The organism is Bacillus sp. 11C, assembly GCF_055486375.1.
Genome location: NZ_JBUPVZ010000003.1, coordinates 278925 through 305189, shown reverse-complemented (window position 1 = coordinate 305189; position 26265 = coordinate 278925). Strand labels below are relative to the sequence as shown.

General features: G+C 43.7%; 37 protein-coding genes and 1 riboswitch. Of the genes, 29 read left to right on the top strand and 8 right to left on the bottom strand.

All coding sequences use genetic code 11. The features are described 5' to 3' along the window. Window positions 1-8 precede the first annotated feature (8 nt). The 6 genes from comGC (at window position 9) to ACY3LV_RS06540 (ending at window position 2090) form a co-directional block, all read left to right on the top strand. Entirely contained in the window at window positions 9-305 is a 297-nt protein-coding gene (gene comGC, locus ACY3LV_RS06565) for a competence type IV pilus major pilin ComGC (protein WP_414956703.1), read from the top strand. Then, the gene (comGD, locus tag ACY3LV_RS06560; protein ID WP_148962047.1) at window positions 295-726 is read left to right on the top strand and encodes a competence type IV pilus minor pilin ComGD; all 432 of its coding nucleotides are present in this window, start codon (window positions 295-297) and stop codon (window positions 724-726) included. Before comGC ends, comGD begins: the two co-directional genes overlap by 11 nt. Beyond that, window positions 710-1057, top strand: coding sequence for a competence type IV pilus minor pilin ComGE (gene comGE / locus ACY3LV_RS06555; protein WP_464863559.1), 348 nt, complete (start codon window positions 710-712; stop codon window positions 1055-1057). Before comGD ends, comGE begins: the two co-directional genes overlap by 17 nt. Then, window positions 966-1466, top strand: coding sequence for a competence type IV pilus minor pilin ComGF (gene comGF, locus ACY3LV_RS06550; RefSeq protein ID WP_464863558.1), 501 nt, complete (start codon window positions 966-968; stop codon window positions 1464-1466). The genes comGE and comGF overlap by 92 nt, the downstream gene beginning before the upstream one ends. Then, entirely contained in the window at window positions 1467-1841 is a 375-nt protein-coding gene (gene comGG, locus ACY3LV_RS06545) for a competence type IV pilus minor pilin ComGG (protein WP_148962044.1), read from the top strand. A gap of 69 nt (window positions 1842-1910) precedes the next feature. Then, a complete protein-coding gene (locus ACY3LV_RS06540) occupies window positions 1911-2090 on the top strand; it encodes a YqzE family protein (protein ID WP_087990697.1) in 180 nt (59 codons plus the stop codon). 43 nt (window positions 2091-2133) lie between these two features. Here the strand turns inward: ACY3LV_RS06540 and ACY3LV_RS06535 are convergent, their stop codons facing one another. Next, window positions 2134-2460: a YqzG/YhdC family protein gene (locus tag ACY3LV_RS06535; RefSeq protein WP_333561620.1), complete on the bottom strand. Its 327-nt coding sequence runs from the start codon at window positions 2458-2460 to the stop codon at window positions 2134-2136. Between the two features lie 260 nt (window positions 2461-2720). Here ACY3LV_RS06535 and tapA point away from each other — a divergent pair, with 260 nt between their 5' ends. The 3 genes from tapA to tasA all read left to right on the top strand — a co-directional run bounded on the left by tapA (window position 2721) and on the right by tasA (window position 4881). Then, a complete protein-coding gene (tapA, locus tag ACY3LV_RS06530) occupies window positions 2721-3482 on the top strand; it encodes an amyloid fiber anchoring/assembly protein TapA (protein ID WP_464863557.1) in 762 nt (253 codons plus the stop codon). Further along, the gene (gene sipW / locus ACY3LV_RS06525; protein ID WP_333517416.1) at window positions 3466-4038 is read left to right on the top strand and encodes a signal peptidase I SipW; all 573 of its coding nucleotides are present in this window, start codon (window positions 3466-3468) and stop codon (window positions 4036-4038) included. Before tapA ends, sipW begins: the two co-directional genes overlap by 17 nt. A gap of 63 nt (window positions 4039-4101) precedes the next feature. Then, window positions 4102-4881 carry a biofilm matrix protein TasA gene (tasA, locus tag ACY3LV_RS06520; protein ID WP_148962041.1) on the top strand — a complete coding sequence of 260 codons (780 nt, stop codon included), beginning with the start codon at window positions 4102-4104 and terminating at the stop codon, window positions 4879-4881. Window positions 4882-4971: 90 nt separating this feature from the next. On the opposite strand, the gene sinR is transcribed toward tasA, so the two are convergent. The 4 genes from sinR to ACY3LV_RS06500 form a co-directional block, all read right to left on the bottom strand. Beyond that, window positions 4972-5307: a transcriptional regulator SinR gene (gene sinR / locus ACY3LV_RS06515; protein ID WP_003226345.1), complete on the bottom strand. Its 336-nt coding sequence runs from the start codon at window positions 5305-5307 to the stop codon at window positions 4972-4974. A 33-nt stretch (window positions 5308-5340) separates the two neighbouring features. Next, a complete protein-coding gene (gene sinI / locus ACY3LV_RS06510) occupies window positions 5341-5514 on the bottom strand; it encodes an anti-repressor SinI (protein ID WP_087990694.1) in 174 nt (57 codons plus the stop codon). A 183-nt stretch (window positions 5515-5697) separates the two neighbouring features. Next, the gene (locus ACY3LV_RS06505) at window positions 5698-6492 is read right to left on the bottom strand and encodes a YqhG family protein (RefSeq protein WP_148962040.1); all 795 of its coding nucleotides are present in this window, start codon (window positions 6490-6492) and stop codon (window positions 5698-5700) included. Between the two features lie 20 nt (window positions 6493-6512). After that, complete coding sequence (locus ACY3LV_RS06500) at window positions 6513-8186, bottom strand: DEAD/DEAH box helicase (protein WP_464863556.1); 1674 nt, start codon at window positions 8184-8186, stop codon at window positions 6513-6515. 168 nt (window positions 8187-8354) lie between these two features. Beyond that, a riboswitch (glycine riboswitch) is annotated at window positions 8355-8456 on the top strand. A gap of 172 nt (window positions 8457-8628) precedes the next feature. On the opposite strand from ACY3LV_RS06500, the gene gcvT reads away from it, so the two are divergent. From gcvT to gcvPB, 3 genes are read left to right on the top strand one after another with little or no spacing between them, the layout of a single operon-like run. After that, window positions 8629-9717 carry a glycine cleavage system aminomethyltransferase GcvT gene (gene gcvT / locus ACY3LV_RS06495; RefSeq protein ID WP_087990691.1) on the top strand — a complete coding sequence of 363 codons (1089 nt, stop codon included), beginning with the start codon at window positions 8629-8631 and terminating at the stop codon, window positions 9715-9717. Between the two features lie 29 nt (window positions 9718-9746). Next, window positions 9747-11093 (top strand): aminomethyl-transferring glycine dehydrogenase subunit GcvPA, encoded by a 1347-nt coding sequence (gene gcvPA, locus ACY3LV_RS06490; protein ID WP_333561595.1) that lies wholly within the window; start codon window positions 9747-9749, stop codon window positions 11091-11093. Continuing rightward, on the top strand, window positions 11086-12552 hold the full coding sequence (gene gcvPB / locus ACY3LV_RS06485) for an aminomethyl-transferring glycine dehydrogenase subunit GcvPB (protein ID WP_333561596.1): 1467 nt from the start codon (window positions 11086-11088) through the stop codon (window positions 12550-12552). Before gcvPA ends, gcvPB begins: the two co-directional genes overlap by 8 nt. A 35-nt stretch (window positions 12553-12587) precedes the next feature. Here gcvPB and ACY3LV_RS06480 read toward each other — a convergent pair whose 3' ends face one another. Then, window positions 12588-12968 (bottom strand): rhodanese-like domain-containing protein, encoded by a 381-nt coding sequence (locus ACY3LV_RS06480; protein WP_014664580.1) that lies wholly within the window; start codon window positions 12966-12968, stop codon window positions 12588-12590. Between the two features lie 190 nt (window positions 12969-13158). On the opposite strand from ACY3LV_RS06480, the gene lipM reads away from it, so the two are divergent. The 3 genes from lipM to ACY3LV_RS06465 all read left to right on the top strand — a co-directional run bounded on the left by lipM (window position 13159) and on the right by ACY3LV_RS06465 (window position 15524). Further along, window positions 13159-13995, top strand: coding sequence for an octanoyltransferase LipM (gene lipM / locus ACY3LV_RS06475; RefSeq protein ID WP_087990689.1), 837 nt, complete (start codon window positions 13159-13161; stop codon window positions 13993-13995). A gap of 99 nt (window positions 13996-14094) precedes the next feature. After that, window positions 14095-14523, top strand: coding sequence for a transcriptional regulator MntR (gene mntR / locus ACY3LV_RS06470; protein ID WP_003236923.1), 429 nt, complete (start codon window positions 14095-14097; stop codon window positions 14521-14523). 125 nt (window positions 14524-14648) lie between these two features. After that, entirely contained in the window at window positions 14649-15524 is an 876-nt protein-coding gene (locus ACY3LV_RS06465) for a patatin-like phospholipase family protein (protein WP_148962035.1), read from the top strand. Here ACY3LV_RS06465 and ACY3LV_RS06460 read toward each other — a convergent pair. Together ACY3LV_RS06460 and ACY3LV_RS06455 are read right to left on the bottom strand one after the other, a co-directional pair. Next, a complete protein-coding gene (locus ACY3LV_RS06460; protein ID WP_003226367.1) occupies window positions 15521-15916 on the bottom strand; it encodes an SA1362 family protein in 396 nt (131 codons plus the stop codon). The genes ACY3LV_RS06465 and ACY3LV_RS06460 overlap by 4 nt on opposite strands. A gap of 39 nt (window positions 15917-15955) precedes the next feature. Then, the gene (locus ACY3LV_RS06455) at window positions 15956-16912 is read right to left on the bottom strand and encodes a DUF1385 domain-containing protein (RefSeq protein ID WP_464863555.1); all 957 of its coding nucleotides are present in this window, start codon (window positions 16910-16912) and stop codon (window positions 15956-15958) included. A 224-nt stretch (window positions 16913-17136) separates the two neighbouring features. On the opposite strand from ACY3LV_RS06455, the gene ACY3LV_RS06450 reads away from it, so the two are divergent. The 14 genes from ACY3LV_RS06450 to accB all read left to right on the top strand — a co-directional run bounded on the left by ACY3LV_RS06450 (window position 17137) and on the right by accB (window position 26259). Then, the gene (locus ACY3LV_RS06450) at window positions 17137-17676 is read left to right on the top strand and encodes a YqhR family membrane protein (protein ID WP_464863554.1); all 540 of its coding nucleotides are present in this window, start codon (window positions 17137-17139) and stop codon (window positions 17674-17676) included. Between the two features lie 88 nt (window positions 17677-17764). Beyond that, window positions 17765-18211 carry a type II 3-dehydroquinate dehydratase gene (gene aroQ, locus ACY3LV_RS06445; protein WP_464863553.1) on the top strand — a complete coding sequence of 149 codons (447 nt, stop codon included), beginning with the start codon at window positions 17765-17767 and terminating at the stop codon, window positions 18209-18211. Then, window positions 18208-19269: an aminopeptidase PapA gene (gene papA, locus ACY3LV_RS06440; protein ID WP_148962032.1), complete on the top strand. Its 1062-nt coding sequence runs from the start codon at window positions 18208-18210 to the stop codon at window positions 19267-19269. Before aroQ ends, papA begins: the two co-directional genes overlap by 4 nt. 24 nt (window positions 19270-19293) lie before the next feature. Further along, a complete protein-coding gene (gene efp, locus ACY3LV_RS06435) occupies window positions 19294-19851 on the top strand; it encodes an elongation factor P (RefSeq protein ID WP_148962031.1) in 558 nt (185 codons plus the stop codon). A gap of 143 nt (window positions 19852-19994) precedes the next feature. After that, window positions 19995-20276 (top strand): YqhV family protein, encoded by a 282-nt coding sequence (locus ACY3LV_RS06430; protein WP_003226379.1) that lies wholly within the window; start codon window positions 19995-19997, stop codon window positions 20274-20276. A 76-nt stretch (window positions 20277-20352) separates the two neighbouring features. After that, complete coding sequence (gene spoIIIAA / locus ACY3LV_RS06425; RefSeq protein WP_148962030.1) at window positions 20353-21276, top strand: stage III sporulation protein AA; 924 nt, start codon at window positions 20353-20355, stop codon at window positions 21274-21276. Next, window positions 21270-21785, top strand: coding sequence for a stage III sporulation protein SpoIIIAB (gene spoIIIAB / locus ACY3LV_RS06420; protein ID WP_464863552.1), 516 nt, complete (start codon window positions 21270-21272; stop codon window positions 21783-21785). The genes spoIIIAA and spoIIIAB overlap by 7 nt, the downstream gene beginning before the upstream one ends. A gap of 22 nt (window positions 21786-21807) precedes the next feature. Continuing rightward, window positions 21808-22014 (top strand): stage III sporulation protein AC, encoded by a 207-nt coding sequence (spoIIIAC, locus tag ACY3LV_RS06415; protein WP_003153142.1) that lies wholly within the window; start codon window positions 21808-21810, stop codon window positions 22012-22014. A gap of 7 nt (window positions 22015-22021) precedes the next feature. Beyond that, the gene (gene spoIIIAD / locus ACY3LV_RS06410; protein WP_003230228.1) at window positions 22022-22423 is read left to right on the top strand and encodes a stage III sporulation protein AD; all 402 of its coding nucleotides are present in this window, start codon (window positions 22022-22024) and stop codon (window positions 22421-22423) included. Between the two features lie 18 nt (window positions 22424-22441). Then, a complete protein-coding gene (gene spoIIIAE, locus ACY3LV_RS06405) occupies window positions 22442-23641 on the top strand; it encodes a stage III sporulation protein AE (protein WP_464863551.1) in 1200 nt (399 codons plus the stop codon). A gap of 13 nt (window positions 23642-23654) precedes the next feature. Beyond that, entirely contained in the window at window positions 23655-24275 is a 621-nt protein-coding gene (spoIIIAF, locus tag ACY3LV_RS06400; RefSeq protein WP_148962026.1) for a stage III sporulation protein AF, read from the top strand. Further along, complete coding sequence (gene spoIIIAG / locus ACY3LV_RS06395; RefSeq protein ID WP_087990678.1) at window positions 24268-24957, top strand: stage III sporulation protein AG; 690 nt, start codon at window positions 24268-24270, stop codon at window positions 24955-24957. Before spoIIIAF ends, spoIIIAG begins: the two co-directional genes overlap by 8 nt. Further along, window positions 24958-25620 (top strand): stage III sporulation ratchet engulfment protein SpoIIIAH, encoded by a 663-nt coding sequence (gene spoIIIAH, locus ACY3LV_RS06390; RefSeq protein ID WP_148962024.1) that lies wholly within the window; start codon window positions 24958-24960, stop codon window positions 25618-25620. A 156-nt stretch (window positions 25621-25776) separates the two neighbouring features. After that, window positions 25777-26259, top strand: a complete 483-nt coding sequence (gene accB / locus ACY3LV_RS06385; RefSeq protein WP_333561602.1) for an acetyl-CoA carboxylase biotin carboxyl carrier protein — start codon at window positions 25777-25779, stop codon at window positions 26257-26259. Window positions 26260-26265 lie beyond the last annotated feature (6 nt).

Genomic DNA, 26265 nt, shown 5'->3' with positions numbered 1-26265 from the left:
AGAGGCCGATGAATGAGAAAGGATTCACTCTTGTTGAAATGCTAATTGTGCTCTTTATTATTTCAATCTTGCTTTTAATTACGATACCGAACGTCACGAAACATAATCAAACCATTCAGAAAAAGGGTTGTGAAGGCCTGCAAAACATGATTAAGGCACAAATGACTGCATATGAGCTCGATCATGAAGGACAGACACCGAACCTTGCCGATTTACAGTCAGAGGGCTATGTGAAAAAGGATGCGGTTTGTCCTGATGGGAAGCATATTGTCATCACTGGCGGAGAAGTTAAGGTTGAACATTAAATTAAACGAGGAGGAGGGATTTACTCTTTTAGAAAGCTTACTTGTGTTAAGCCTCGCCTCTATCCTCTTGATTGCCGTGTTTACCGCACTTCCTCCTGTTTATGGCAATACAGCGGTTCGTCAGGCGGCATGGCAGCTGAAAAACGATATTATGCTTGCACAGCAGACTGCAATGTCCAGTCATCAAAGAACGAAAATTCTCTTTCAGAGAAAAGACTATCAATTAGTCATGGATGATACGGTGATTGAACGTCCCTATCCAACAGGACTTTCTATAGAGCCGCTGACATTAAAAGACCGTTTGGAATTTAATGAGAAAGGGCATCCGAATGCAGGCGGAAAAATACGAGTAAAAGGACATGCCGCTTACGACATAACAGTTTATTTAGGGAGCGGGAGAGTCAATGTGGAGAGAAAATAAAGGTTTTTCTACAATAGAAACAATGTCTGCGCTAAGTCTGTGGCTGTTTCTGCTGCTGATAGTCATTCCCATGTGGAGCAAGCTGATAGCTGATGAAAAGATGGCGGAATCACGAGATACCGGTTACCAGATAATGAATGAAAGCATTGGCGAATATATAATGACTGGTGAAAGAGATGCTTCAAAAACGGTTATAAAGAACAATAAGATCTATGCGCTGAAGTGGGAGGAGGAGGGTCATGATCAAAACGTATGCATCTCAGCAGCAGCTTATAAAGAAAAACCATTTTGCCTCAGCATTATGCGGACAGACTGGCTATACGCTTCTTAACGTATTATTTTCGCTTTCTGTCTTTTTACTCATATCAGGATCGTTAGCTATGATCTTCCATCTATTTTTGTCACGCCAACAGGGACATGACGGTTTCACAGAGCAAGAATGGATGATTTCGGTAGAGCAGATGATGAACGAGTGCAAGCAGTCTCGCGCAGTCAAGACAACTGCGCATGGGAGCGTATTGATTTGCACCAATCTTTCCGGGCAAGACATCCGTTTTGAAACCTATCATTCAATGATAAGAAAAAGGGTAGATGGCAAAGGGCATGTTCCGATACTAGATCATATTACAGTCATGAAAGCCGATATTGAAAATGGGATGGTTTTGTTAAAAATTGAGAGTGAGAATCAAAAAGTGTATCAAACTGCTTTTCCGGTTTATCGGTATTTAGGAGGAGGGTGAATGTACCGCACGAGAGGGTTTGTTTATCCCGCTGTTCTTTTTGTGTCCGCGCTTGTACTGCTGATCGTGAACTTTACTGCTGCTCAATATATTTCACGCTGCATGTTTGAAAAGGAAATAAAAGAGTTTTACACAGGAGAGAATTTACTTCAGAATGGCGCGCTTTTGTCTATTCGGCATATTCTTGAGCAACGGAAAGGCCAAAAGGGTTCACAGCAGTTTACATATGGGCAGGTTTCTTATGACATTCATGATACATCGATAAAAGAGCAAAAAGAAATCAATTTAAAAGCCATGACGGAGTCGGGAACAGAAAGAACTGCACAGCTAGTGTTTGATCAAAAACAGAAACAACTGCTGAGCTGGACAGAATAAAGCAAAGAAAGGGTATAAAAAAAGTCCTGTGAGCCAACACTCATAATAATTGAATGATGAGGTGATCACGTGAAAACAAATGATTATGTCAAATACATGACTCAGCAATTTGTCAAATATATAGATACTCCGAAAGATGAACGAAAAGAACGAAAAGAGGTGCGGAAAGAAACAAAAACACCTGCCTCACAGCAGTGGTTCGGTATTTTACCCTATGGTTTCAGGTTATGGCTGAAGCGAAAAAAATAATTGAACTGCTATAGCGAATAAGGTCCTTCTAAAATGGAGGACCTTATTGATATTCTTCTAATATGGCAATTTTATTAACCTTTTGGCTATAGGGATTGAATGAAATCGTGACAAATACGCCGAATTCCTTTGATCCTTCTCTTAGGGTTAAATGGTATTGCTTCACTGCCTCATCTTTTCTTTTGCGGTCCCATACTTTTTGTTTGAACAGTACCTGTGCGAGCGGGTATCTTTTTTTTGCTTCTTTTACTGCAAGCTCTTCCCATTTAGATATGTGACGGGCGGTTATAAGCGGCACTTCTTCTGCGTGAGCGGCAGGGGTGCCGAAAACGAGAAGAGAAAGACAAATCACACACTGTTTGAACATTATGCTGTCACCCTTTCTTGTTTATGATTTCCAAATCGAACTTGGATATGCATTTACTTTCTCACATAACAATCTAAAAATTTCAAAAAGATGAGCAATACTGAGTAAGACTTAGTAAGATGATGGAAATGTTCTTTTAAACGAACTAAACGGTCAATTTTGGTGTTTTTCAATCCATTAAACGTTGATTATACTCAATTTGTGTAGTTCTTTAAAGAGAACAGTTGTGATATTAAGTTACAGTGTTTTACAGGAGGTAAGATATGTTTCGATTGTTCCGCAATCAGCAAAAGGCGAAGACGAAACTAAAAGTTCTGTTTTTTTTTCAGCTTTCAGTCATTTTCAGTCTGACTGCCGCGATATGCTTACAATTTTCCGGTGATACAAGCGCTGTTTTTCATGATATAGAAACATTTAATGTTTCGCTTCAAACGTGTAAAGACTTTCAGCATACAGATAAAAACTGCCATTACGATAAACGCTGGGACCAAAGTGATTTGCATCTGTCAGATCAAACGGATACAAAAGGCACTGTATGCTCACCTGTCACTTTATTTGCTGAGCTTAAAAATACAGGTGAGAAACTGAAGAAATCAAAGTGGAAGTGGGAGCTTCATAAGCTGAAAAATGCCCGCAAACCGTTAAAGGATGGGAACGTGATCGAAAAAGGATTCGTTTCCAATCAAACCGGCGATTCACTTTATAAAATTGAGACGAAGAAAAAAATGAAACCCGGCATTTATGCATTTAAAGTATATCAACCGGCTGGCTATCCGGCAGACGGCAGTACATTTGAGTGGTCGGAGCCAATGACGCTTGCAAGGTGCGATGAAAAACCGACAGTCCTGAAAAAAGAAACGAAGCCTGCCGTCAAAAAGGAGAAGGAAACACCGCAAAAGGATGTGCAAGAAAAACCAAATAAAGAGGATGCATCTCAAGAAGCAGTAACGGAAGAAAAAGGTACTCAATCAGTTGTGAAGGAAAGCGGGGAAGAGGATGAAAAAAGCAATGAAGCTGATCAGTAATATTCTCTACGTGATCATCTTTACTCTCATTATTGTACTTACGCTTGTCGTGATATCAACACGTTCATCCGGGGGAGAGCCCGCAGTGTTTGGATACACGCTGAAATCAGTTCTCTCGGGTTCAATGGAGCCCGAGTTCAACACAGGTTCTTTAATATTGGTCAAGGAAATCACCGATGTGAAAGAGCTCCAAAAGGGTGACGTCATTACATTTATGCAGGATGCAAATACGGCGGTCACCCACAGGATTGTTGACGTAACGAAGCAAGGAGACCATTTGTTATTTAAAACAAAAGGGGACAATAACGCCGCAGCTGATTCAGCGCTAGTATCGGAAGAAAATGTCCGCGCGCAATATACGGGTTTTCAGCTTCCGTATGCCGGCTATATGCTTCATTTTGCCAGTCAGCCAATCGGAACCGCTGTTTTACTGATTGTACCGGGCGTGATGCTGCTGATGTACGCTTTTGTGACGATCACAAGCGCTATTAGAGAAATTGAAAGAAAGACAAAAGCTTTGGAAACAGATACAAAGGACAGCACCATGTCCACTTAACTTCAGTTGTAAACCTGGCAACAGGTTTCGATATAAAATCATTCAATAAAAGGGGAGTTTGCCATGGGTATGAAAAAGAAATTAAGTTTAGGAGTGGCTTCGGCGGCATTAGGATTAGCTTTAGTAGGAGGAGGAACATGGGCAGCATTTAACGACATTAAATCAACGGATGCTACTTTTGCGTCAGGTACACTTGATTTATCTGCTAAAGAAAATTCAGCAAGTGTCAACCTATCAAATCTAAAGCCGGGAGACAAATTGACGAAAGACTTCCAATTTGAAAATAACGGCTCACTTGCGATCAAAGAAGTATTAATGGCGCTGAATTACGGTGAATTTAAAGCAAACGGCGGCAGCAATACATCAGCAGAAGATTTTCTCAGCCAGTTTGAGGTGACAGTATTGACAGTTGGAAAAGAGGGCGGCAATGGATACCCGAAAAATATTATTTTAGATGATGCAAACCTCAAGGACTTGTATTTGATGTCCGCTAAAAATGATGCAGCGGCTACTGAAAAAATCAAAAAACAAATTGACCCTAAATTCTTACATGCAAGCGGTAAAGTCAATGTAGCAACAATTGACGGTACAACCGCTCCTGAATATGATGGTGTTCCAAAGACACCGATTGATTTTGACCAAGTCCAAATGGAGATCCAATTCAAAGACGATAAAACAAAAGACGAAAACGGGCTAATGGTTCAAAATAAATATCAAGGCAACTCAGTGCAGCTTCAATTCTCATTCGAAGCGACACAGTGGAACGGCTTGACAGTCAAAAAGGAACATACTGATAAAGACGGTTACATTAAAGAAAATGAAAAAGCGCACAGTGAGGATTAAAATGAATAACATCAAGATGGCCCAGTATTGATATACTGGGCCATCTTGATGTTTATTGACAAAAGAGGAGTCAGTGCCTCTGCTCAGGCACTACTCCTCTTTTTGGGATTTTCTCCATTTTTGATAATCTAAAAATTCACGAAATTGTTTTTTCGATACCCCGGATGTCATTGCATCGCGAACCAATTTCTCCCATTCACTATCTAATTGACCATCGTATTCGGTTTCATGTTTCTCATCGAGCAAAGTATGAACCGAGACGTCCAGAACAGCGGAGACTTTTTCGAGAAATTGAATGGAGGGGTTCGTTTGTAGATTTCGTTCTATTGAGCTTAAATAAGACTTCGCTACCCCAGCTTTTTCAGCTAGTTCTGATAGTGAGTAGCCTTTTTCTTTACGGTATTGTTTAATACGCTGGCCAATCAATGTCATCACCTTCCTTGTGATATTATAGCACATTCAGAAAGGATTTACGGTATGACTTCTGGCTGCCGGACCAGGATGAGCAGACTTTTTGTTTAAAAGTAAATATTTTCGTATTTCTTCCGGGCTGATATTTGCCTCTTTGGCTTTCATCATCAATTTAACCCATTCTTGATCTAATTCGAAGTGCTCTTGTTTTGCATTTTTCATGCAGTTTCTCCTCCTAAAATACTTGTTTATGTATTTCAGCCAGTCCGGCCATGACTCATTGTATGCCTTCAGCGTCTCTGGAAGTCATTTGCCATTGAAATTGCCAGAATTTTTTTCCAGTATACCTTTATTATAATCGCATTTTTTCAAAAAAAACGAGAACGATGTCGAATGGTAAAAAAGTTAGCTTGAAATATTATTTTGCAAATAAAATAATCCGCCATTTTCAATTTCCACCAATATCTTTGGTTGATACAAGGATTTCAGCGCCTGTTTTTCTAGATGATACTCTTCTGGTTTTTCTTCTATATGCTCATAAAACTTGTCAAGCAATGACATATCATTCTTCCACCTGTTTACCGCCTGTTCTGCCCAGTCTGACGGCTCCTGCATGGCGGATTTAGCAATATAGTTTTCCATCCGCGTAAGGCCGCTTGCTGGTTTGATCATAGGCGATATGGTGAAGCAATAGTCGCATATTTGCGACGTCAGTGAAAGGTGTGTCAGCTTACTTTGAAAATGTTCAATTATGGTTCCAGAGACTAGATGAAGACCTAGTGACAATAGCTTATCCTTTTTCATGTCGGACTGGTATGAAATCGTGACATTTATACCAAGCCAAGGCTGAAGTGGGACTTTGGCTCCGGCTGATTCAATTTTCTCATACATTCTGGTAAATCTCCCATTTTGTTTAACAGCTTTAAAAATTTGAAAGAGGCGCGGCGCCCCAAAATAAATAAATTCGCCATCTAGGTCTTTTGGAGCAGTTTCCTTATCTGTAATCAAAGTGATTTTCATTGGATTCGGATCGCCGCCTGTCTTCTCGCGCCAGTGCCAGTAGAAAGGGCGGTTCATGATCTGTTTGTCCATTTCAACTGTAAGCTGCACTGTCATATAGCCGGAACCTTGATCGACGATCGGGCAGCTGTTTGCCTGAAAAAAACGAAGCAGAAAATCGTGAATCTCTTGCTGTCTCACTTATAAAACCTCCTTACAGGCTAAGATCCTCTTTTTTCAGCAGGTTGCTGTTTTTTATAAGACAAAAATGAAGTTAAGTTGTCCATTTTGATTTTCATGTCTTCCTCTGTTGCTGAATGGCACAAAATGTCGTGCAGATGTTCTTCAAAATTGTTCACTTTAATTTTCGTTAATATATCATCAAGTTCGCCGACCACTTTTTCAAACAGGTGAATTTTTTCATACAGCAGCTTTAAAATATGCTCTTCCACAGTATGTTTTGTCGCCATGTTGTAAATGTGCACGTCACGTTCCTGTCCGAGCCTGTGAATTCTTCCGATTCTTTGCTCAAGACGCATCGGATTCCATGGCAGGTCATAGTTGATCATGTGATTGCAAAATTGCAGGTTAATCCCTTCTCCGCCGGCTTCAGTTGCAATCAGAACCTGGACTTTTTCGCGGAAAAGATCCTTCATCCAGTCTTTTTTCCCGCGTTTAAATCCGCCTCTGAACGGCACGGAGCTGATGCCGTTTTGCTGAAGGAACCATTGGAGGTAAATCTGGGTTGCCCGGTATTCTGTAAAAATGATGACCTTATCGTCTATCTTTTTGATCAGATCAACGACTTGCAGCGCTTTAGAGTTTTGTGTGACTTGGTTGATGCGGTCTATTAAAACCGAAATGGTGCGTTCATCAATGGCCGGTGCTTGTTTTTCTTTTTGATCAAGCATTTTTTTCAGCGTCATATATACCGCTTCTCTGCTCGAACAGCATTCTCTTTGCAATGTCATAATCGAGAACATGCTGGCCGGCTTATTGATGCCTTCTTTCAGGCGGGAAATTTCATCATAAAGCGCCTGCTCTGATGGAGAAAATTCAATCGGCACTGTTTCAACATGGCGCTGTTTCCAAGTCAGCCCGGTATCATGCCGCCTGTTTCGGATCATGACTTTATTCACAAGATCTTTTAAATGCTCATGCGCTTCCAAACTGGATTTCTTGTTAGCGAACTCTTCCTGAAAGTGATTTTGACTGCCTAAATGGCCGGGTTTTAATAAGGACACCAAATTGAAAATTTCTTCAATACGGTTTTGAATTGGCGTCGCGGTAAGCAGCAGGCAATATTTTTTTACGAGATTCCGGACAAATTCATAGTTCTTCGTTTTACTATTTTTCAGTTTGTGCGCCTCATCAATAATCACGAGATCATATGGGATTGACAGCACGATTTCACGGTGGGGCGAGCGCTTTGCGGTATCGATTGATGAGACGACAATATCGCATTGCTCCCACACATAGCTTTTTTTTTGTTCAACAGCCGGGATCAAAAATTTTTCCTGAAGCTCTTTGACCCACTGTGATACAAGGGAAGCGGGCACAAGGATCAATACTTTTTTGGCTAAACCGCGAATCATATATTCTTTTAGAATCAGTCCCGCTTCAACCGTTTTCCCAAGGCCTACCTCGTCTGCTAAAATCGCTTTCCCGTTCATTTTTTCAACCACTTTTTGCGCAACCTCAAGCTGGTGCGGGAGCGGCGTAAAGGAAGGCAGGTATAAAGGGGCCCGTAAGCCTTCAAATTCAGGAATGGCTAATGTTTTCTGGATTTCTGCAGAAAGCTTGTACAGTTCCCAGTTCGCCCACGGGCCATCATGTTGAAGCCTTTCAGCGAATTCATCAGGCCATTTTGCATCGTAGATCATTTCAGCGTCCATTGTTTTGAAACCGCCTTTCTTATTCTTCGATTCTTAAAATGCACAATATAAGAAAAATCTGCCCAAATTGCTGTTGCCCAGCATATAGTGATGGTGGTAGGATATGAGTATGTATTTGATGTAAGATATTGCTATAGTATGTCCATAACAGCATGAAAATATGAGCGAATGACAGCAAGGGGAGAGACCTGACCGAGAACTTCGGGATACAGGCGCCGAAGGAGCAAACTGCGGAGTGAATCTCTCAGGCAAAAGAACTCTTGCTCGACGCAACTCTGGAGAGTGTTTGTGCGGATGCGCAAACCACCAAAGGGGACGTCTTTGCGTATGCAAAGTAAACTTTCAGGTGCCAGGACAGAGAACCTTCATTTTACATGAGGTGTTTCTCTGTCCTTTTTTGTATGTTTTTTTAGCTGCGCCGTTAAAAAAGGGGAGGAATTCGATGCTGAAAAGAACGCCGTTATTTGACCTGTATAAGGAATATGGAGGGAAAACGATTGATTTCGGGGGCTGGGAGCTTCCAGTTCAATTTTCTTCTATAAAAAAGGAACACGAGGCTGTCCGAACTGCGGCCGGGCTGTTTGATGTATCTCATATGGGAGAGATCGAAGTGTCAGGAAACGATAGTCTGTCTTTTTTGCAAAGGCTGATGACCAATGATGTTTCCGCGTTAACGCCAGGCCGTGCGCAATATACGGCGATGTGCTATTCGGATGGCGGAACCGTCGATGATTTACTTATCTATCAAAAAGGTGAGAACAGTTATTTGCTGGTCATTAATGCATCTAATATAGATAAAGATTTGGCTTGGATGAAAGAACATGCCGCAGGTGATGTGCAGATTGATAATTTGTCTGATCAGATCGCGCTCTTAGCTGTACAGGGTCCAAAAGCAGAAACAATCTTAAAAACGCTTACGTCTTCAGATTTATCTGCATTAAAGCCGTTTGCGTTTATCGATGAAGCTGATATCAGCGGCTGCAAAGCACTTATTTCGCGCACCGGCTATACGGGTGAGGACGGGTATGAAATTTACTGCCGCAATGAGGATGCTGTGTATATATGGGGACAAATTATTGATGCGGGGGAAGCATATGGGCTGATTCCATGCGGTCTCGGCGCACGCGATACCCTCCGGTTTGAAGCGAAGCTCCCGCTTTACGGCCAGGAGCTGACCCGGGATATTACACCGATTGAAGCAGGTATAGGCTTTGCCGTAAAACACAAAAAGGAGTCTGATTTTTTCGGTAAGTCAGTATTGAGTGAACAAAAAGAAAACGGAGCAATGAGGAAGATTGTCGGTCTCGAAATGATCGAAAAAGGGATACCGCGGCACGGATATGAAGTGTTCTATAATGGCAAGCCCGCCGGAAAGGTGACAACCGGCACGCAGTCGCCGACATTTGGGAAAAACGTCGGCCTTGCCCTAGTTGCTGCGGAAGCGAGTGAAATCGGGACAGTTGTAGAGGTGGAGATTCGCAAAAAATTAGTGAAAGCAAAGGTTGTTAAAACACCATTTTATAAACGCTAATATTTTTTCTTGGGGAGAGGAGTCAACACATGAAGCACCGTTATTTGCCCGCAACAGAAGAGGATAAACAGGAAATGCTTGCCGCTATCGGCGTAAGCGGCATCGATGAACTATTTGCTGATATACCGGAAAACGTCAAATATAAAAAAGAGTATCAAATTAAAAAAGCGAAGTCAGAAACGGAACTCACAAGAGAACTGACAAAGCTGGCCTCTAAAAATAAGGATACCGTACAACACGCCTCTTTTTTGGGAGCGGGTGTATATGACCACTATCAGCCTGTGATTGTGGATCATGTTATTTCACGCTCTGAGTTTTATACGGCGTATACGCCTTATCAGCCGGAAATTTCGCAAGGGGAGCTTCAGGCCATTTTCGAATTCCAAACGATGATCTGTGAACTGACAGGAATGGATATTGCCAACTCCTCTATGTATGACGGCGGAACAGCCTTGGCGGAAGCGGCAATGCTTGCTTCCGGTCATACGAAAAAGAAAAAAATCGTTGTGTCAAAAACCGTGCATCCTGAATCGAGAGAAGTGCTGAAAACGTACGCAAAAGGTCAGTATATTGAAGTCGTTGAAGTCCCCGCTGCAGATGGCGTTACCGATCTTGATGCTTTGCGCCAAACCGTTTGCGAGGATACAGCCGCAGTGATCGTTCAGTACCCGAATTTTTTTGGCCGGATCGAGCCGTTAAAGGATATTGAGCCTATCGCTCATCAAGGGAAATCCATGTTTATTGTATCAGCCAACCCCCTTGCGTTAGGCCTGCTCGCTCCGCCGGGCAAGTTTCAGGCTGATATCGTCGTCGGCGATGCGCAGCCTTTCGGCATTCCATCAGCATATGGCGGCCCGCATTGCGGTTTTTTTGCCGTCACCAAAAAATTAATGAGAAAGATGCCGGGCCGTCTCGTCGGACAAACGGAAGACGAAAACGGAAAAAGAGGCTTTGTGCTTACATTACAAGCTAGAGAGCAGCATATCCGCAGGGATAAAGCAACATCAAATATATGCTCGAACCAAGCTTTAAATGCGCTGGCAGCTTCTGTCGCCATGACAGCTCTCGGGAAAAACGGCGTAAAAGAAATCGCCCGCCAAAATCTCCTAAAAGCCAACTATGCAAAGCAAGAAGCAAAAAAAGCGGGCCTCCCCGTCATATTTGACGGACCGATGTTTAATGAATTTGTCATCAAACTGGATGAACCGGTGAAAGCTGTGAACCAGCGTTTGCTTGCAAAAGGCATCATCGGCGGATACGATCTTGGGCTGACGTATCCGAAGCTGGACTGTCATATGCTGATTGCTGTAACGGAGCTGAGAACAAAAGAAGAAATTGACGCACTCATTCAGGAATTGGGGGATCGCCATGAGTAATCAAGATCAGGCACTTATTTTTGAGCTTTCCAGAGAAGGCCGCATCGGCTACAGTCTGCCGGAGCTCGATGTATCGGAAGTCGAATTGGAGGACCTCTTATCAGACACCTATATTCGTGGCGAGGACGCAGAGCTGCCGGAGGTGTCCGAGCTGGATATCATGCGCCATTATACAGCGCTGTCCAAACGGAATCACGGGGTGGATTCCGGCTTTTATCCGCTCGGTTCATGCACAATGAAATACAATCCGAAAATCAATGAAAAAATCGCACGCATTCCCGGTTTTGCTGCAATTCACCCTCTTCAAGATGAAGACACGGTACAAGGGGCTTTAGAGCTTTTATATGATTTAAGTGAGCACCTTGAAGAAATTACGGGAATGGATGAGGTTACGCTTCAGCCAGCTGCTGGGGCGCATGGCGAATGGACGGGGCTGATGATGATCCGCGCCTATCATGAAGCGCGCGGGGATTTCAAGCGGACAAAGGTCATTGTTCCTGATTCCGCGCACGGGACAAATCCTGCTTCAGCGACAGTAGCTGGCTTTGAAACGATTACGGTGAAATCGAATGAAAATGGGCTTGTCGATCTGGAAGATTTAAAAAGATCAGTGAATGAAGAAACTGCTGCTCTGATGCTGACGAATCCGAACACGCTTGGCTTGTTTGAGGAGCAGATCACCGAGATGGCGGAAATTGTTCACCAAGCGGGGGGGAAATTGTACTATGACGGCGCCAATTTAAATGCGGTTTTAAGCAAAGCGAGACCGGGCGATATGGGATTTGACGTAGTGCACCTCAACCTGCATAAAACATTCACTGGCCCTCATGGCGGCGGAGGTCCCGGCTCAGGCCCTGTCGGTGTAAAAAAAGATCTGATTCCTTATTTGCCAAAACCAGTTTTAATCAAAAAGGAAGGCCGCTTTACATTTGATGATGACCGCCCTCATTCGATCGGCCGCGTAAAGCCGTATTACGGCAACTTCGGCATCAATGTCAGAGCGTATGCGTATATCCGCTCCATGGGGCCTGACGGGTTAAAGGCTGTTACGGAGAACGCAGTGTTAAACGCCAACTATATGATGAGAAAGCTCGCGCCTTATTACGATCTTCCGTTTGACCGTCATTGCAAGCATGAATTTGTATTGTCAGGTAAGCGGCAGAAAAAGCTGGGGGTGCGTACGCTTGATATAGCAAAACGGCTGCTCGATTTCGGCTATCATCCGCCTACGATTTATTTCCCGCTTAATGTTGAAGAATGCCTCATGATTGAGCCGACAGAGACGGAATCAAAGGAAACCTTGGATGCGTTTATCGACGCTATGATTCAAATCGCAAGAGAAGCGGAGGAGAATCCGGAGATCGTCCAGGAGGCGCCGCATACGACAATTGTAAAAAGAATGGATGAAACAAAAGCGGCGAGACATCCAGTGCTCAGGTATGAGACGAAAGAGAAGTAAAAAAACAGCTGTCTGTAAAAAGACAGCTGTTTGCTTTATTTCTTTGCTTTAATCTTTCCGCCCCATTTTTTAAAGCCGCCTTTTAGGTTGTAAATCTCAGTGCAGCCGTTTTTGCGCAGGGTTTGTGCCGCGCGTCCGCTGCGGACGCTGTTTTGGCAGTACAGATAAACAGGCTTGTCCGGACGGATTTCATTTTTTCTCTGTTTCAGCTGGGAAAGCGGGATGTTGCGGGCACCTAAAATATGCCCGCCCTCAAACTCATTTGGTTCACGGACATCAATGAGCTGCGCTTTTCGGTAACCCGCGCGGAATTCTTCTTCCGTAAGTGTTTTCATAATTCGCTGCTGATAGACATATGAAGCAATCATATACACGATAAACGCAGCAAAAATAATTAAAACGATCATATTAGACAATGTGATTCTACTCCTTTAGCATATAAAATCAAAACCCTGTTTCGTAAAACAAGGCCATAGAGCCGTTTTCGACAAATACTATTATAGTAAAGCATGGCGCGATTGTCATCCATAATGAAACGAAAATATTTTTCATTTTCCCGGCAGTTTGATAAACTAATTCTATTAAAACGGTAAGGAAGGTCTCAAAATGGAAAAAGAAACTTGGCGGTTTATAGACTCAGGCAATGCAAATCCTGCATTCAATATGGCGCTTGATGAAGCGCTTTTATATTGGCACAGCGAAGAAAAAATTCCCCCGGTTATCCGTTTTTACGGCTGGAATCCGGCGACACTTTCTGTAGGGTATTTTCAAAATATTAAAAAGGAAATCAATTTTGAAGCCGTACATAAGTATAATCTCGGATTCGTCAGACGCCCGACCGGCGGGAGAGGTGTGCTGCACGATCAGGAATTGACATACAGCGTGATTGTTTCAGAAGAACATCCCGAAATGCCGGCAACGGTCACTGAGGCATACCGGGTCATTTCAGAAGGCATACTCCAAGGCTTTAGAAATCTTGGTCTGGACGCTTATTTTGCCATTCCGAGAACCGACAAAGAAAAAGAAAGCTTAAAAAACCCGCGGTCATCCGTTTGTTTTGACGCGCCCTCATGGTATGAGCTAGTGGTTGAGGGACGCAAGGTGGCGGGAAGCGCGCAAACGAGGCAAAAAGGCGTGATTCTTCAGCACGGCTCCATTCTGCTCGACTTGGATGAGGACAAGCTGTTTGATCTGTTCTTGTATCCGAGTGAAAGAGTCAGAGAGCGGATGCAGCGCAATTTCAAAAATAAAGCGGTTGCCATTAATGAACTCACTGAAAAACAGGTAACGATGGATGAGGCCCGTAAAGCCTTTAAAGAAGGGTTTGAAACAGGCCTTAACATTCATTTGGAGCCATACGAACTATCTCAGGAAGAGCTTGATTTTGTACATCACTTGGCAGAAACAAAATACGCTTCAGATGAATGGAATTACAAGCGGTAAACAGGGCTTTTGGCCCGCGGAGCATCCTTGTTTTTTCAAGTTCATTAGTGTAAACTTGTAATGGTTTATAAAGTTAAGGTGCTTTTTGGGAGGGTTTCGATGACGACACCAAGTATGGAAGATTATATTGAACAGATTTATATGCTGATTGAAGAAAAAGGATATGCACGGGTTTCTGATATTGCGGAAGCATTGGCAGTCCATCCCTCCTCTGTAACGAAAATGGTTCAAAAACTAGATAAAGACGAATATTTAATTTATGAAAAATATCGCGGTCTCGTGTTAACGTCTAAAGGTAAAAAAATAGGCAAACGGCTGGTATACAGACATGAATTGCTTGAGCAGTTTTTAAGAATCATTGGTGTTGATGAAGAGAAAATATATAACGATGTCGAAGGAATCGAACATCATTTAAGCTGGAACAGCATTGATCGCATCGGAGATCTTGTTCAATATTTTGAAGAAGATGATGCTCGTAAAAAAGATCTGAAATCAATCCAAAAGAAAACAGAACATCATAATCAGTAAAAAGGCGGTCTCGAAGGAGGCCGTCTTTTTTTGATTCGCTGCGCCGCGCGTCATTCGTTGGTCTATTTCTTCGCATGTTTTCTTAAAATGTAATAAACGATTGGATGGAGGGGGAGGGGAATGAGATGTATATTGACGGTGTATTTTCCGGCGGCGGAGTAAAAGGCATTGCCCTGGCAGGCGCTTATGAAGCGCTTGAGGAAAAAGGCTTCCGCTTTAAACGGCTTGCGGGTACAAGCGCGGGCGCAATTATAGCCGCTTTCATTGCCTCAGGTTACACCAGTAAAGAAATCCACGCTTTAATTGAAGAAGTGGACGGAGAGAAATTGCTGGACCAGCGGTACTCATTTCTCCCCTTGAAAATGCTTCAGTGGGTGTCCATTTACTGGCGTCTTGGCTTATATAAAGGCGATACGATAGAAAAATGGATTGCCGATCTGTTAAGAGCGAAAGGCATAAGGGTTTTCGGTGATTTGCAGAAAGGGTCTCTGCGCCTTATCGCTTCTGATCTGACAAACGGCACCATGATTGTTTTGCCGGACGATTTGGTCCGTTACGGGTTAAATCCCGATATGTTTCCGGTTGCCAGGGCGGTAAGAATGAGCTGCAGCATTCCGTATTTCTTTGAACCGATAAAATTAAAAACGGACACAGACACCGCCACGGTTGTTGACGGAGGGGTGTTAAGCAATTTTCCCATCTGGCTGTTTTCAAAGGAAAGAAAACGCCCTGTTATCGGTGTGACGCTTGCACCGCGGGAAAGGGAGCGTCCGAGAAAAAATATCCGCAACGCATTCGAACTGTTCGGCGCCCTGTTTGAAACGATGAAGGATGCACATGACGCAAGGCACATTGCGTCACGCTATGAACAAAACATCATTTTTCTCCCGGTTGATGACGTCATGGCGACCGATTTTCATTTAACACAACAAAAAAAACTAGCCCTGATTGAGCTAGGTAAAAGACGGACAGAGCAGTTTTTAAAACAGTGGACCTATTAAAAAAGCGCTCTGTTTTTCTTTTTATTTTTTTTCCCTTCTATAACAGTCAGCTGAGTCTGGCTTTTTTTCTTGAGAATCATCGGCTTAGGCTTGCTGGCGCTCGGAACGCTGCGCAGGTGGCTGACACGTCCCTTATGTCCGGCGCGGTGCTTTGCTTTTTGTTCTTTCATCCGGCGCCGGGATTGTTTCGCCGCTTTTTTGAAGGCCGCTCCTTCGCTGCCAGCATTTCGATTCATTACATATTTCACAATAAAATAAATAATGATACCTGCCACGATGACGGTTACCGCCATTTTTGCCATTTCTCCGGGATTGGTTACCAGTACATAGAGGAAACCGAACGCTCCCAGCGCAATTAATACAGCAATAATAGGTTGTACACGATGATTCATAACTGTCCACCTCCGAAAGTAATAGCAGGGCAACGGATATTAGATGACGTTGTGAGAAGGCTTCTGATTTTGTGCAGACATTTCTTCGAGTCTGAGAAGCTCGTTAAAGCTTTCGATTGCAACTTCAACCTGGTCATCCTTAGGCTCTTTTGTTGTTAACAGCTGAAGCCAGAGCCCCGGATACCCAAGGAATTTCAGTCCGGGTATATCACGCACTTTGTTTGTCAGCTGCAGAACTTCAAAGGATATGCCGAGTACGACCGGTATCAGCGCCACACGATCTATAACACGCAGCCAAAGCGGATCTGTCGGAACGAGCAAATAGACAAACATGCCGACAATAATCGTAAATAAAATAAAGCTTGATCCGCAGCGGTAATGAAGCCGAGATTGGTTTTGAACATTCTCTACTGTAATTGGCAAATTCTGTTCATAACAGTTTATGACTTTATGTTCGGCTCCATGATATTGAAACACTCTTTTAATGAGCGGTGTCGTGGATAAAAAATAAATGTAACCGAGCAGCAAAATCAACTTAAACAGGCTTTCAACCGCGATTTGCGCTGTGTCCGATGAAAAAACCGGCCTTGTCAGTTCAGCTAAGAAAACAGGAACCAATGTAAATACAAATTTACTGAACAAAAATGATAAGACGCCGATAACCGCGAGGCTGAGATACATAGACAGCCCGGAGGATTTTTTTTCTTCCTGCTCAAGTGTCTCGTCTTCAGATGGATCAAGCCCGTAACGTTCGCTAGAAAAATTCAAATGCTTGGTGCCGTTTGCGCTCGCTTCAATAATGGCCGCGATCCCTCGTAAAAACGGAATCTTTTTCACGATGTTCCGTTTCGGGTTGCGTTTGCGGGGAAGCTTAAAGAAGTCAATGCTTCCGTCCGTTCTTCTGATTGCTGTAACGTAATGATGCTTTCCGCCAAACATAACGCCTTCCACAACTGCCTGCCCGCCGTAAGCGGGCGGAATTTTATGTTTTGACATATTATCAACCTGCCTATTTCTTTAGGATTGCTAACCATTTCCTTTCACTCTATTGTACAGGAAACAGCGCTAAACCTCTAGATTGACAGGCTGAAAAATTGTCTAGCCTTGCTTTATCTACATGCATTATACCCGTTAATTTCAAATTTTACTCGCAGCTGTCAAAAAGTGTGAGCTTTTTTATTGACATTTCATTTTTTGGGCACACTTTAACTGGAGGTGCCATGATGACAAGCGAAAAAAAGACAGAACAAAATGAACAATCGAATGAGAAGCAGGGACCGCCTGTTCCGATGGCCAGCAGGGTGGCGGCAACAGGTTTTTTCGGAGGCGCATTATGGAGTTTCATCGCTTATATTGCGTATTTGTTTCATTTTTCCGAAGTCAGTCCGAATATGATTTTGCAGCCGTTTGTACTCGGAGAGTGGAAAAAACATGGACTGGGGACAGTAATCAGCATTATTTTAATCGGAATTCTTTCAATCGGCGCAGCATTCCTATATTTTCTTCTATTGAAACGGTTAAAAACAATGTGGCCGGGTATTTTATATGGCTTTCTGCTTTGGATGCTCGTGTTTTTTGTTTTTAATCCCATTTTTCCTGATGTGCGCGCGGTGACCGAACTGAAAGCAGATACAGTTATTACGACCATTTGCATTTATTTGCTTTACGGGCTGTTTGTCGGTTATTCCATCTCATTTGAATACAATGAGCTGAATTCGGAGAAGCTGGCGCGTGCGCTGGGAACAGCGCATAGAGAATAGTGTATTATCCTTTTCCAGTATGATAAAATGTTCACGAGAAGTGGACATTTTTTTACATGAGAAACCCTCACGAAAAGGAGAGATTCATGTGCCTCATTTTTTGATTTTGAACGGGCCGAATGTCAATCGGCTGGGGAAGCGTGAGCCGAAGGTATTCGGCCGCCAGACACTGACCGACATAGAAACAGATCTTTTTCAATTTGCTGAAGCCTTACATATCCAGCTCACTTTCTTCCAGTCTAATCACGAAGGTGATTTGATTGATGCCATCCATGAGGCAGCGGAGCAATACGACGGCATTGTTCTGAACCCCGGAGCGCTGAGCCATTACAGCTATGCAATCAGGGATGCTGTTTCGAGCATCGGCCTTCCTGTGGTTGAGGTGCATTTATCAAACTTATATGCCAGAGAGGAATTCAGACATCAGTCGGTTATCGCTCCGGTTGCGAAAGGGCAGATTGTCGGACTTGGAGCTGAAGGCTACAAGCTTGCGATTCGCTACTTATTAAGCCAGCAAGGGGGAGAATCAAGATGAAGCTAGAGAAATTAAGAGACCGGTTTGGACAGCTGGGGATTGACGGAATGCTGATCACAAGCAGCACGAATGTACGCTATATGACAGGATTTACAGGTTCAGCGGGCCTGGCTGTTATATCAGGTGACAGGGCGGCGTTTATTACGGATTTTCGTTATACAGAGCAGGCGAAGGTTCAGGTAAAAGGCTTTGAAATCATTGAGCATGGCGGAAGCCTGATTCAGACCACCGCCGACACGATTGAAGCGTTCGGCATTAAACGCCTCGGCTTTGAGCAAAACAGCATGACATACGGCACATATGCGTCGTACAGCGCGGTTATCAGCGAGGCTGAATTAGTGCCTGTGGCTGAATCCGTGGAAAAGTTGCGCTTGATTAAGTCTAATGAAGAGATTAAGATATTAGAGGAAGCTGCGAAGATTGCAGATGATGCCTTCAAACATATCTTGACGTTTATGAAACCCGGCATTTCTGAAATCGCTGTTGCCAATGAGCTGGAGTTTTATATGAGAAGCCAGGGAGCTGACAGCTCTTCTTTTGATATGATTGTCGCCTCGGGCCTTCGGTCAAGCCTTCCGCATGGTGTGGCCAGTGACAAACTGATTGAAAGCGGAGACCTAGTTACGCTTGATTTTGGCGCTTATTATAAAGGATATTGTTCTGATATTACCCGTACGGTCGCTGTAGGTGAGCCAAGTGACCAATTGAAGGAGATTTATCAGGTCGTATTTGATGCTCAGGCATTAGGCGTCGCACATATTAAGCCGGGAATGACAGGAAAAGAGGCTGACGCCCTCACAAGGGATCACATTGCGGCAAAAGGCTACGGTGAATATTTTGGCCATTCAACCGGACACGGGCTCGGCATGGAGGTTCATGAATCGCCGGGATTGTCCGTCAGATCTTCAGCTATCCTTGAACCGGGCATGGTGGTGACAGTGGAGCCGGGCATTTACATACCAGAAACAGGCGGTGTCCGCATAGAAGATGACATCGTGATTACAGAAAACGGCAACCGGACAATCACCCATTCCCCAAAAGAACTTATTATTTTGTGATTGGAATATAGGAGGACATTAAACATGATTTCAGTTAACGATTTCCGTACAGGATTAACAATCGAAGTAGACGGCGGCATTTGGCGCGTCGTTGACTTCCAGCATGTAAAACCTGGTAAAGGCGCGGCGTTTGTCCGTTCTAAACTCCGCAATCTTCGAACTGGCGCGATTCAGGAAAAAACATTCCGCGCTGGTGAAAAAGTAGCGAAAGCGCAAATCGAAACAAAAACAATGCAATATCTATATGCAAACGGAGATCAGCACGTATTTATGGATACCTCTTCTTATGAGCAGCTTGAACTAAGCGAGACTCAAATCGAAGAGGAATTAAAATACCTGCTTGAAAACATGTCTGTGCATATCATGATGTACCAAGAAGAAACGCTCGGTATCGAACTTCCAAACACAGTTGAACTGAAAGTTGTTGAAACTGAACCCGGCATTAAAGGTGATACAGCATCTGGCGGTACAAAACCTGCGAAAACCGAAACCGGCCTTATTGTAAACGTGCCGTTCTTTGTAAATGAAGGCGACAAACTTGTTGTCAATACATCTGACGGTTCATACGTTTCAAGAGCATAGAAAGAAAAGAGAAGTCTGTTCCCAAATGGGAGCAGGCTTTTTTTGTGCCTATAAAGAGAATCTTTCTTTTATACGAAAATGACAAGACTACTTCCGCAAGCTAGAGCATATCATATAAAAAAATGGGAGGTTGGGAGAGTGCTATGAAATTTTTGCTTGGAAATATCAATTCTACTGTTTTAACAATGGCCGGATTGCGCGTTTTATCCTCTATGATTGAGCTGACGGCAGCGATTATCATGCTTGTGACAAATGATGTCCGGAAGGCGGTTGTGGTTAACAGCATTCTCGCTATTGTCGGTCCGCTGATTTTTATCATCACCATGACTGTCGGAATCTATCAAATTGCCGGGCAGCTGTCGTATGCAAAGCTGATTCTGATTTTTACGGGTGTTGTTTTGATTTTGGCGGGTGTTCATAAATAAAGAGAGGCTTGTCATAAAGTCTGCCTCACATCATACATTTTAAAGAAGCCAATCGGTAGAAAGGAGGAGGCTCTGTTTGAATGAAATCGCTGAGGTTCTCCCTGAATCCATGAAAAACGCCCTTTCTGAAATACCGGAACATCAATGGCTGGAAATCGAAGAAGTCAGAATTCGGGTCAACCGCCCTGTTGAATTAATTCGAAAAGGACAACCTGTTTTTTTATCCTATGCGGGCACGGCCGAGGATGCCCATCTGATTCTCAGCCGGCTCAGCAACTATAGTATGTATACGCTCGAAGAAGAGCTGAAGAAAGGGTATGTCACGATCAGAGGCGGCCACAGAGTCGGGCTGGCAGGCAGAGTCATTACGGAAAACGGAGGTGTGAAAGGCCTCCGTGATATCGCATCTTTTAATATACGAATTGCCCGGCAAAAACTGGGGATTGCGGAGCCGCTGCTTCCATACTTATATCAAGACAGCTGGTTGAATACGCTGATTATCGGTCCGCCGCAAACTGGAAAAACAACACTTCTCCGAGATCTTGCGAGACTCTCGAGCACCGGCAAAAAAAGCATGTCGCCCGTAAAGACAGGAATCGTCGATGAACGGTCAGAAATTGCCGGATGCCTGCGCGGCATTCCCCAGCATCAATTCGGGCAGAGGATTGACGTATTAGACGCCTGTCCAAAGGCTGAGGGCCTGATGATGATGATTCGGTCTATGAGCCCTGAGGTGATCATTGTCGATGAAATCGGGCGTATGGAAGATACAGACGCACTTCTTGAAGCGCTGCATGCAGGTGTTTCAGTCATCGTATCGGCGCATGGCTGGAGCATATCTGATCTGATGAAACGGCCTTCATTAAAGCGATTGTGGGAAGAAAGAGCCTTTGACCGCTATTTGGAATTATCGAGAGCGAAGGGGCCGGGCACAATAAGCCGCATTTATGACAAAGATGGAAATGTGCTGTCTGGGACGATGGGCGTGAAGACATGCTGAAGCTGCTGGGTGCTGTATTCATTGTGGTGGCGACAACATGGACAGGTTTTGAGATGGCGAAAGTTTATACGGAACGGCCGCGGCAAATCCGCCAGCTGCGTGCGGCGCTCCAATCCCTCGAGGCTGAAATCATGTACGGCCATACACCGCTTCATATCGCTTCACAGCAGATTGCCAAGCAGCTGGCACAGCCTGTTTCGGCTCTTTTTACCACATTCAGTAATCAGCTGGACAAGGGCAGCGATTCCGCAAAAACCGCGTGGGAGCAAAGCTTAAAGAAGGTGTGGGACACCATGTCTTTGAAAAAAAGCGAATATGAAGTGCTGAAGCAATTTGGCGAGACGCTCGGGATTCATGACCGAATCTCGCAGCAAAAGCACATCAAGCTGGCGCTAACACACTTGGAAGCCTCGGAATCGGATGCTGAGCAGGCACAGGCGAAAAATGAAAAGATGATAAAAAGTTTAGGCTTTTTAGCGGGCTTGTTACTCATTCTTCTATTGATGTAAACGTGAGGGGAGCAAAAATAAAATGGGAGTAGACGTGAACGTGATATTTCAAATCGCCGGAGTGGGAATCGTGGTGGCTTTTTTACACACGATTTTGGATCAGATGGGCAAAAAAGAATACGCCCAGTGGGTGACGCTGTTAGGTTTTATCTATATTTTATTTATGGTCGCCACAATTGTAGACGACCTATTTAAAAAGATAAAAGCTGTGTTTTTATTCCAAGGATAGGGGGGGCTTGCAGATTGACATTGTTCAAATTGTAGGTTTAGGGCTGATCGCCACCTTCCTTTCTTTAATTGTTAAAGAACAAAAGCCGACTTTTGCGTTTTTAATCGTCGTGTTTGCAGGCTGTGCCATTTTTCTTTATTTGGTAGACCAAATCTACGACATTATTCGAATGATAGAAAAAATTGCAATTAACGCAAACGTCAACATGGTCTATGTTGAAACCATTTTAAAGATTATCGGAATCGCCTATATCGCTGAATTCGGGGCGCAGCTTACAAAAGATGCCGGTCAAGGGGCCATCGCCTCGAAAATAGAATTGGCGGGGAAAATTTTAATTCTTGTTATGGCTGTGCCTATTTTAACAGTCATTATTGAAACGATTCTCGGACTTATACCTTCTATGTCATAACCGAAGGGAGGCGGTAGATTGAAGCGTTTCCATTGGGCTTTAGTTCTGGCCGTGCTGATCATAGCAGGCCGTGCAGAATTGGTACAAGCAGCCGGTGATGCCGAACAAGCGGATGAACATGCTGAAACGGCTGAGCAATTAGCGGAAAGGACAGCGGCCTCGCTTGAAACAGACAAGATCGGTGAATTTTGGAATGACATTATGACAGAATATGGCGGACTGCTGCCGGAAAGCCAAAAAGGCAGCTTAATTGAGTTTATCAATGGCGATAAATCATTTTCACCGCAAGAATGGCTGAAAGCTCTCTTTTCTTATTTGTTTCATGAAGTGCTAGCCAACGGCAAGCTGCTGGGCACATTAATTTTACTCACCATTTTTTGCGTCATCCTGCAGCTTCTGCAAAATGCGTTTCAGAAAAGCACCGTCAGCAAGGTCGCCTATTCAATTGTGTATATGGTGTTGATTATCCTTGCGCTGAACAGTTTTCATGTGGCAATCAATTATGCGACGGAGGCCATTCAGACGATGACCAGCTTTATATTGGCGCTCATTCCGCTCCTCTTGGCGCTTTTGGCTTCCTCAGGCGGAGTTGTATCTGCAGCCTTCTTTCATCCTGTTATCCTCTTTCTGATGAATACGAGCGGTCTATTAATTCAAAATATCGTCATGCCGCTGATTTTCTTATCAGCGATTCTAAGCATTGTCAGCACAATGACTGAACAATACAAAGTAACGCAGCTGGCCAACCTGCTCAGGAATATCGCCATCGGAGCACTGGCCGTGTTTCTCACCATCTTTCTCGGCGTTATTTCTGTTCAGGGAGCCTCAGCTGCAGTGACAGACGGCATTACGCTCAGAACGGCTAAATTTATAACCGGAAACTTTATTCCCGTTCTTGGCCGAATGTTTACAGACGCGACAGATACAGTGATCAGCGCTTCCTTATTGCTGAAAAATACCGTAGGGATTCTCGGTGTTGCTATTTTGATCTGTATCGCGGCCTTTCCGGCAATCAAAGTGCTTTCCCTCGCTTTTATTTATAAGCTGGCAGCCGCGATTCTTCAGCCGCTTGGAGGCGGACCAGTCATTACTTGCCTCGATGTCATCAGCAAAAGCGTCATTTATATTTTTGCAGCTCTCGCCATAGTGTCCCTCATGTTTTTTTTAAGCCTAACGGTCATCATCACAGCTGGAAACCTCACGATGATGATGAAATAAAGGAGGCTGGCGGATGAGTTTTCTAACTGAATGGCTTACCACCATCGTGTTGTTTATCCTATTTGCAATTGTGATTGATATGCTGCTGCCGAGCTCCAGCATGCAAAAGTACGCAAAAATGGTGGTCAGCCTGCTCTTGATTGTCGTCATGCTTACACCGATTTTCAAGCTTTTCAACACAGACCCTGAAGTCATCTTTGAATACCTCACAAAAAACAGGCAGTCAGAGTCTGCCGACATAAAAAATCAAATCAATTCAAAAAAAATAGAAATACAAGCTTCCCAGCGTGCATATATTTTAGAAGAAATGGCTGTCCAACTAAAAAAGAAAGCGGAGGAGAGATTCAGTCATGATGAATACAAAGTAGACCACATCAAACTCACGGCAGGAGAAAAGGTAGATTCAGAAGAGGATATTAAAACAATCAGCGTGTATATGGCCCCGTCTTCTGAAAACACGGTCCAAACGGTCGCGCCGGTTCGCATTGACACAGATCATGCGTACGCAACGAAAGAAGCAGCCGAACAAAAAGAAGCAAAACAGATCCAGTCACAGCTTGCGGACATTTGGGAGATCGAAAGTGAGAAAATTACGGTTCAAATGGAAGGCGGGGAGAGTGTCGGCAATGAATAAAAACGGATTATGGAATGTATTGAAAAAGCAGTTTCTTCCGGGGCAAACGAAGCACGGCGAAAAGCCGAAGCTGACCAAATATCATTACTTTCTGTTCGTTTTTGTTCTCGGAGTTTCCTTCATGCTCGTCAGCCATCTGTTTTCATCGCCGGAGAAAACGGAAAACGCCAAACCGATTACGGCGGTATCATCACAGGATACTGCAGCCGGCAAAGGGAAAACAGCCGAAGTGTTTAAAGCCTCAAAATCTGATGAACCTAAAAACTCGATCGATGATTATGAAAAAGAATACGAAAACCAGCTGAAAGAAATTCTTGAAACGATCATAGGTGTAGACGATGTCTCGGTTGTCGTGAATGTTGATGCAACGTCGCTGAAAGTATATGAAAAAAACAAATCAAACAAAAATACAACCACTGAAGAAACAGACAAAGAGGGTGGGACAAGAAGCGTCACAGACCAGACATCGGAAGAAGAAATTGTGATGATCAAAAACGGCGATAAAGAAACACCCGTCGTCGTCCAAACGAAAAAACCTGATATACGCGGTGTACTCGTTGTTGCTCAAGGAGTGGACAACGTTCAAATAAAACAAACGATTATTGAAGCGGTGACACGGGTCCTGGATGTTCCAAGCCACCGGGTTGCGGTTGCCCCTAAAAAAATAAAGGAGGATTCATAAATGCTCAAAAAACAAACCGTTTGGCTATTAACAATGCTCAGTCTTGTCGTGGTGTTAAGCGTCTACTATATCATGTCTCCGGAAAGCAAAAATGCCGTGCAAATGAAAAGTGAAAAAAATGCGCCTGACTCAGGAGAGGTCGCAACTGAAAAAGCGCCTGCCAAGCAAGACACGAAGGAAAAAAGCGGTCCGGAAACTGAAACAGAAACGGAAAAAGAAGATGGAACAAAGGGCACGAAAGATTCATCAGCAGACAAGGAAACATCCGCTGAAGCCAGTGAAAAAGGAACTGTTGTAACAGAAACAGCCGATGATGATTTGTTTACAACATACCGTCTAGATTTAGAAGATACCAGAAGCAAAGAAAGAGAAGAGCTGAATGCCATAGTGTCAAGCGATGATGCGACAGCAAAGGAAAAGAGCGAAGCATATGATAAAATGACGGCTCTCAGTGAAGTGGAAGGAACAGAAAAACAGCTGGAAACCCTTATTAAAACACAAGGCTACAAAGACGCGCTCGTCAATGCTGAAGGAGACAAAATCAACATTACAGTCAAATCAGACAAACATTCTAAATCTAAGGCGACAGCCATCATAGACCTTGTGGCAAAAGAAATCAAAACAATGAAAGACGTCGCTGTCACATTTGAGCCATCCAAGTAAATAAGAGGAAAAATACGCCCGCTTAAGCAGCGGGCTTTTTGTGTGCCAATCATATTAGAGTTGAATTCAAAAGTCCGCTCCTGTAAGATAAACATAGTATGTACTTTTAGTAGTAACCTATAAAAAAAGACATTTTATACATAGGAGTGCGATTGAATGTTAAATATTAAAGAAATCCACGAGCTGATTAAAGCAATTGACGAGTCTGCAATTGATGAATTCGTATATGAAAATGAAGGTGTATCCTTAAAACTGAAAAAACATGAAGCAGGCACTGTTCAAGTGATGCAGCAAGCGCTGGCAGCACCAGTACAGGCACAGGCTCCGCAGGCAGTTCAGCCGCAAGCGCAGCAAGCAGCGCCGGCACCTGCCCAAGAAGCACCGAAGCAAGATGAGAATCTGCATAAAATCACTTCACCTATGGTAGGAACGTTTTATGCGTCTTCATCACCTGAAGCTGGCCCATATGTAACAGCCGGTTCAAAAGTAAATGAAAACACAGTTGTCTGCATTGTAGAAGCGATGAAGCTTTTCAACGAAATTGAAGCGGAAGTAAAAGGTGAAATCGTTGAAGTGTTAGTAGAAAACGGCCAGCTGGTCGAATACGGACAACCTCTATTTCTTGTGAAAGCAGAGTAAGGAGAC

Excerpts from the sequence above, each read along its gene's own strand:
- ACY3LV_RS06460 (WP_003226367.1), bottom strand. The coding sequence starts at position 15,916 with ATGAATCATCGTGTACAACCTATTATTGCTGTATTAATTGCGCTGGGA.
- mntR (WP_003236923.1), top strand. The coding sequence starts at position 14,095 with ATGACGACACCAAGTATGGAAGATTATATTGAACAGATTTATATGCTG.
- gcvT (WP_087990691.1), top strand. The coding sequence starts at position 8,629 with ATGCTGAAAAGAACGCCGTTATTTGACCTGTATAAGGAATATGGAGGG.
- tasA (WP_148962041.1), top strand. The coding sequence starts at position 4,102 with ATGGGTATGAAAAAGAAATTAAGTTTAGGAGTGGCTTCGGCGGCATTA.
- comGG (WP_148962044.1), top strand. The coding sequence starts at position 1,467 with ATGTACCGCACGAGAGGGTTTGTTTATCCCGCTGTTCTTTTTGTGTCC.
- spoIIIAH (WP_148962024.1), top strand. The coding sequence starts at position 24,958 with ATGCTCAAAAAACAAACCGTTTGGCTATTAACAATGCTCAGTCTTGTC.
- ACY3LV_RS06500 (WP_464863556.1), bottom strand. The coding sequence starts at position 8,186 with ATGGACGCTGAAATGATCTACGATGCAAAATGGCCTGATGAATTCGCT.
- sipW (WP_333517416.1), top strand. The coding sequence starts at position 3,466 with ATGAAGCTGATCAGTAATATTCTCTACGTGATCATCTTTACTCTCATT.
- spoIIIAG (WP_087990678.1), top strand. The coding sequence starts at position 24,268 with ATGAATAAAAACGGATTATGGAATGTATTGAAAAAGCAGTTTCTTCCG.
- ACY3LV_RS06455 (WP_464863555.1), bottom strand. The coding sequence starts at position 16,912 with ATGTCAAAACATAAAATTCCGCCCGCTTACGGCGGGCAGGCAGTTGTG.
- lipM (WP_087990689.1), top strand. The coding sequence starts at position 13,159 with ATGGAAAAAGAAACTTGGCGGTTTATAGACTCAGGCAATGCAAATCCT.
- accB (WP_333561602.1), top strand. The coding sequence starts at position 25,777 with ATGTTAAATATTAAAGAAATCCACGAGCTGATTAAAGCAATTGACGAG.
- spoIIIAF (WP_148962026.1), top strand. The coding sequence starts at position 23,655 with ATGAGTTTTCTAACTGAATGGCTTACCACCATCGTGTTGTTTATCCTA.
- spoIIIAB (WP_464863552.1), top strand. The coding sequence starts at position 21,270 with ATGCTGAAGCTGCTGGGTGCTGTATTCATTGTGGTGGCGACAACATGG.
- papA (WP_148962032.1), top strand. The coding sequence starts at position 18,208 with ATGAAGCTAGAGAAATTAAGAGACCGGTTTGGACAGCTGGGGATTGAC.
- comGE (WP_464863559.1), top strand. The coding sequence starts at position 710 with ATGTGGAGAGAAAATAAAGGTTTTTCTACAATAGAAACAATGTCTGCG.
- efp (WP_148962031.1), top strand. The coding sequence starts at position 19,294 with ATGATTTCAGTTAACGATTTCCGTACAGGATTAACAATCGAAGTAGAC.
- gcvPA (WP_333561595.1), top strand. The coding sequence starts at position 9,747 with ATGAAGCACCGTTATTTGCCCGCAACAGAAGAGGATAAACAGGAAATG.
- ACY3LV_RS06450 (WP_464863554.1), top strand. The coding sequence starts at position 17,137 with ATGATGACAAGCGAAAAAAAGACAGAACAAAATGAACAATCGAATGAG.
- tapA (WP_464863557.1), top strand. The coding sequence starts at position 2,721 with ATGTTTCGATTGTTCCGCAATCAGCAAAAGGCGAAGACGAAACTAAAA.
- ACY3LV_RS06465 (WP_148962035.1), top strand. The coding sequence starts at position 14,649 with ATGTATATTGACGGTGTATTTTCCGGCGGCGGAGTAAAAGGCATTGCC.
- comGF (WP_464863558.1), top strand. The coding sequence starts at position 966 with ATGATCAAAACGTATGCATCTCAGCAGCAGCTTATAAAGAAAAACCAT.
- comGC (WP_414956703.1), top strand. The coding sequence starts at position 9 with ATGAATGAGAAAGGATTCACTCTTGTTGAAATGCTAATTGTGCTCTTT.
- sinI (WP_087990694.1), bottom strand. The coding sequence starts at position 5,514 with ATGAAAAATGCAAAACAAGAGCACTTCGAATTAGATCAAGAATGGGTT.
- gcvPB (WP_333561596.1), top strand. The coding sequence starts at position 11,086 with ATGAGTAATCAAGATCAGGCACTTATTTTTGAGCTTTCCAGAGAAGGC.
- ACY3LV_RS06430 (WP_003226379.1), top strand. The coding sequence starts at position 19,995 with ATGAAATTTTTGCTTGGAAATATCAATTCTACTGTTTTAACAATGGCC.
- spoIIIAC (WP_003153142.1), top strand. The coding sequence starts at position 21,808 with ATGGGAGTAGACGTGAACGTGATATTTCAAATCGCCGGAGTGGGAATC.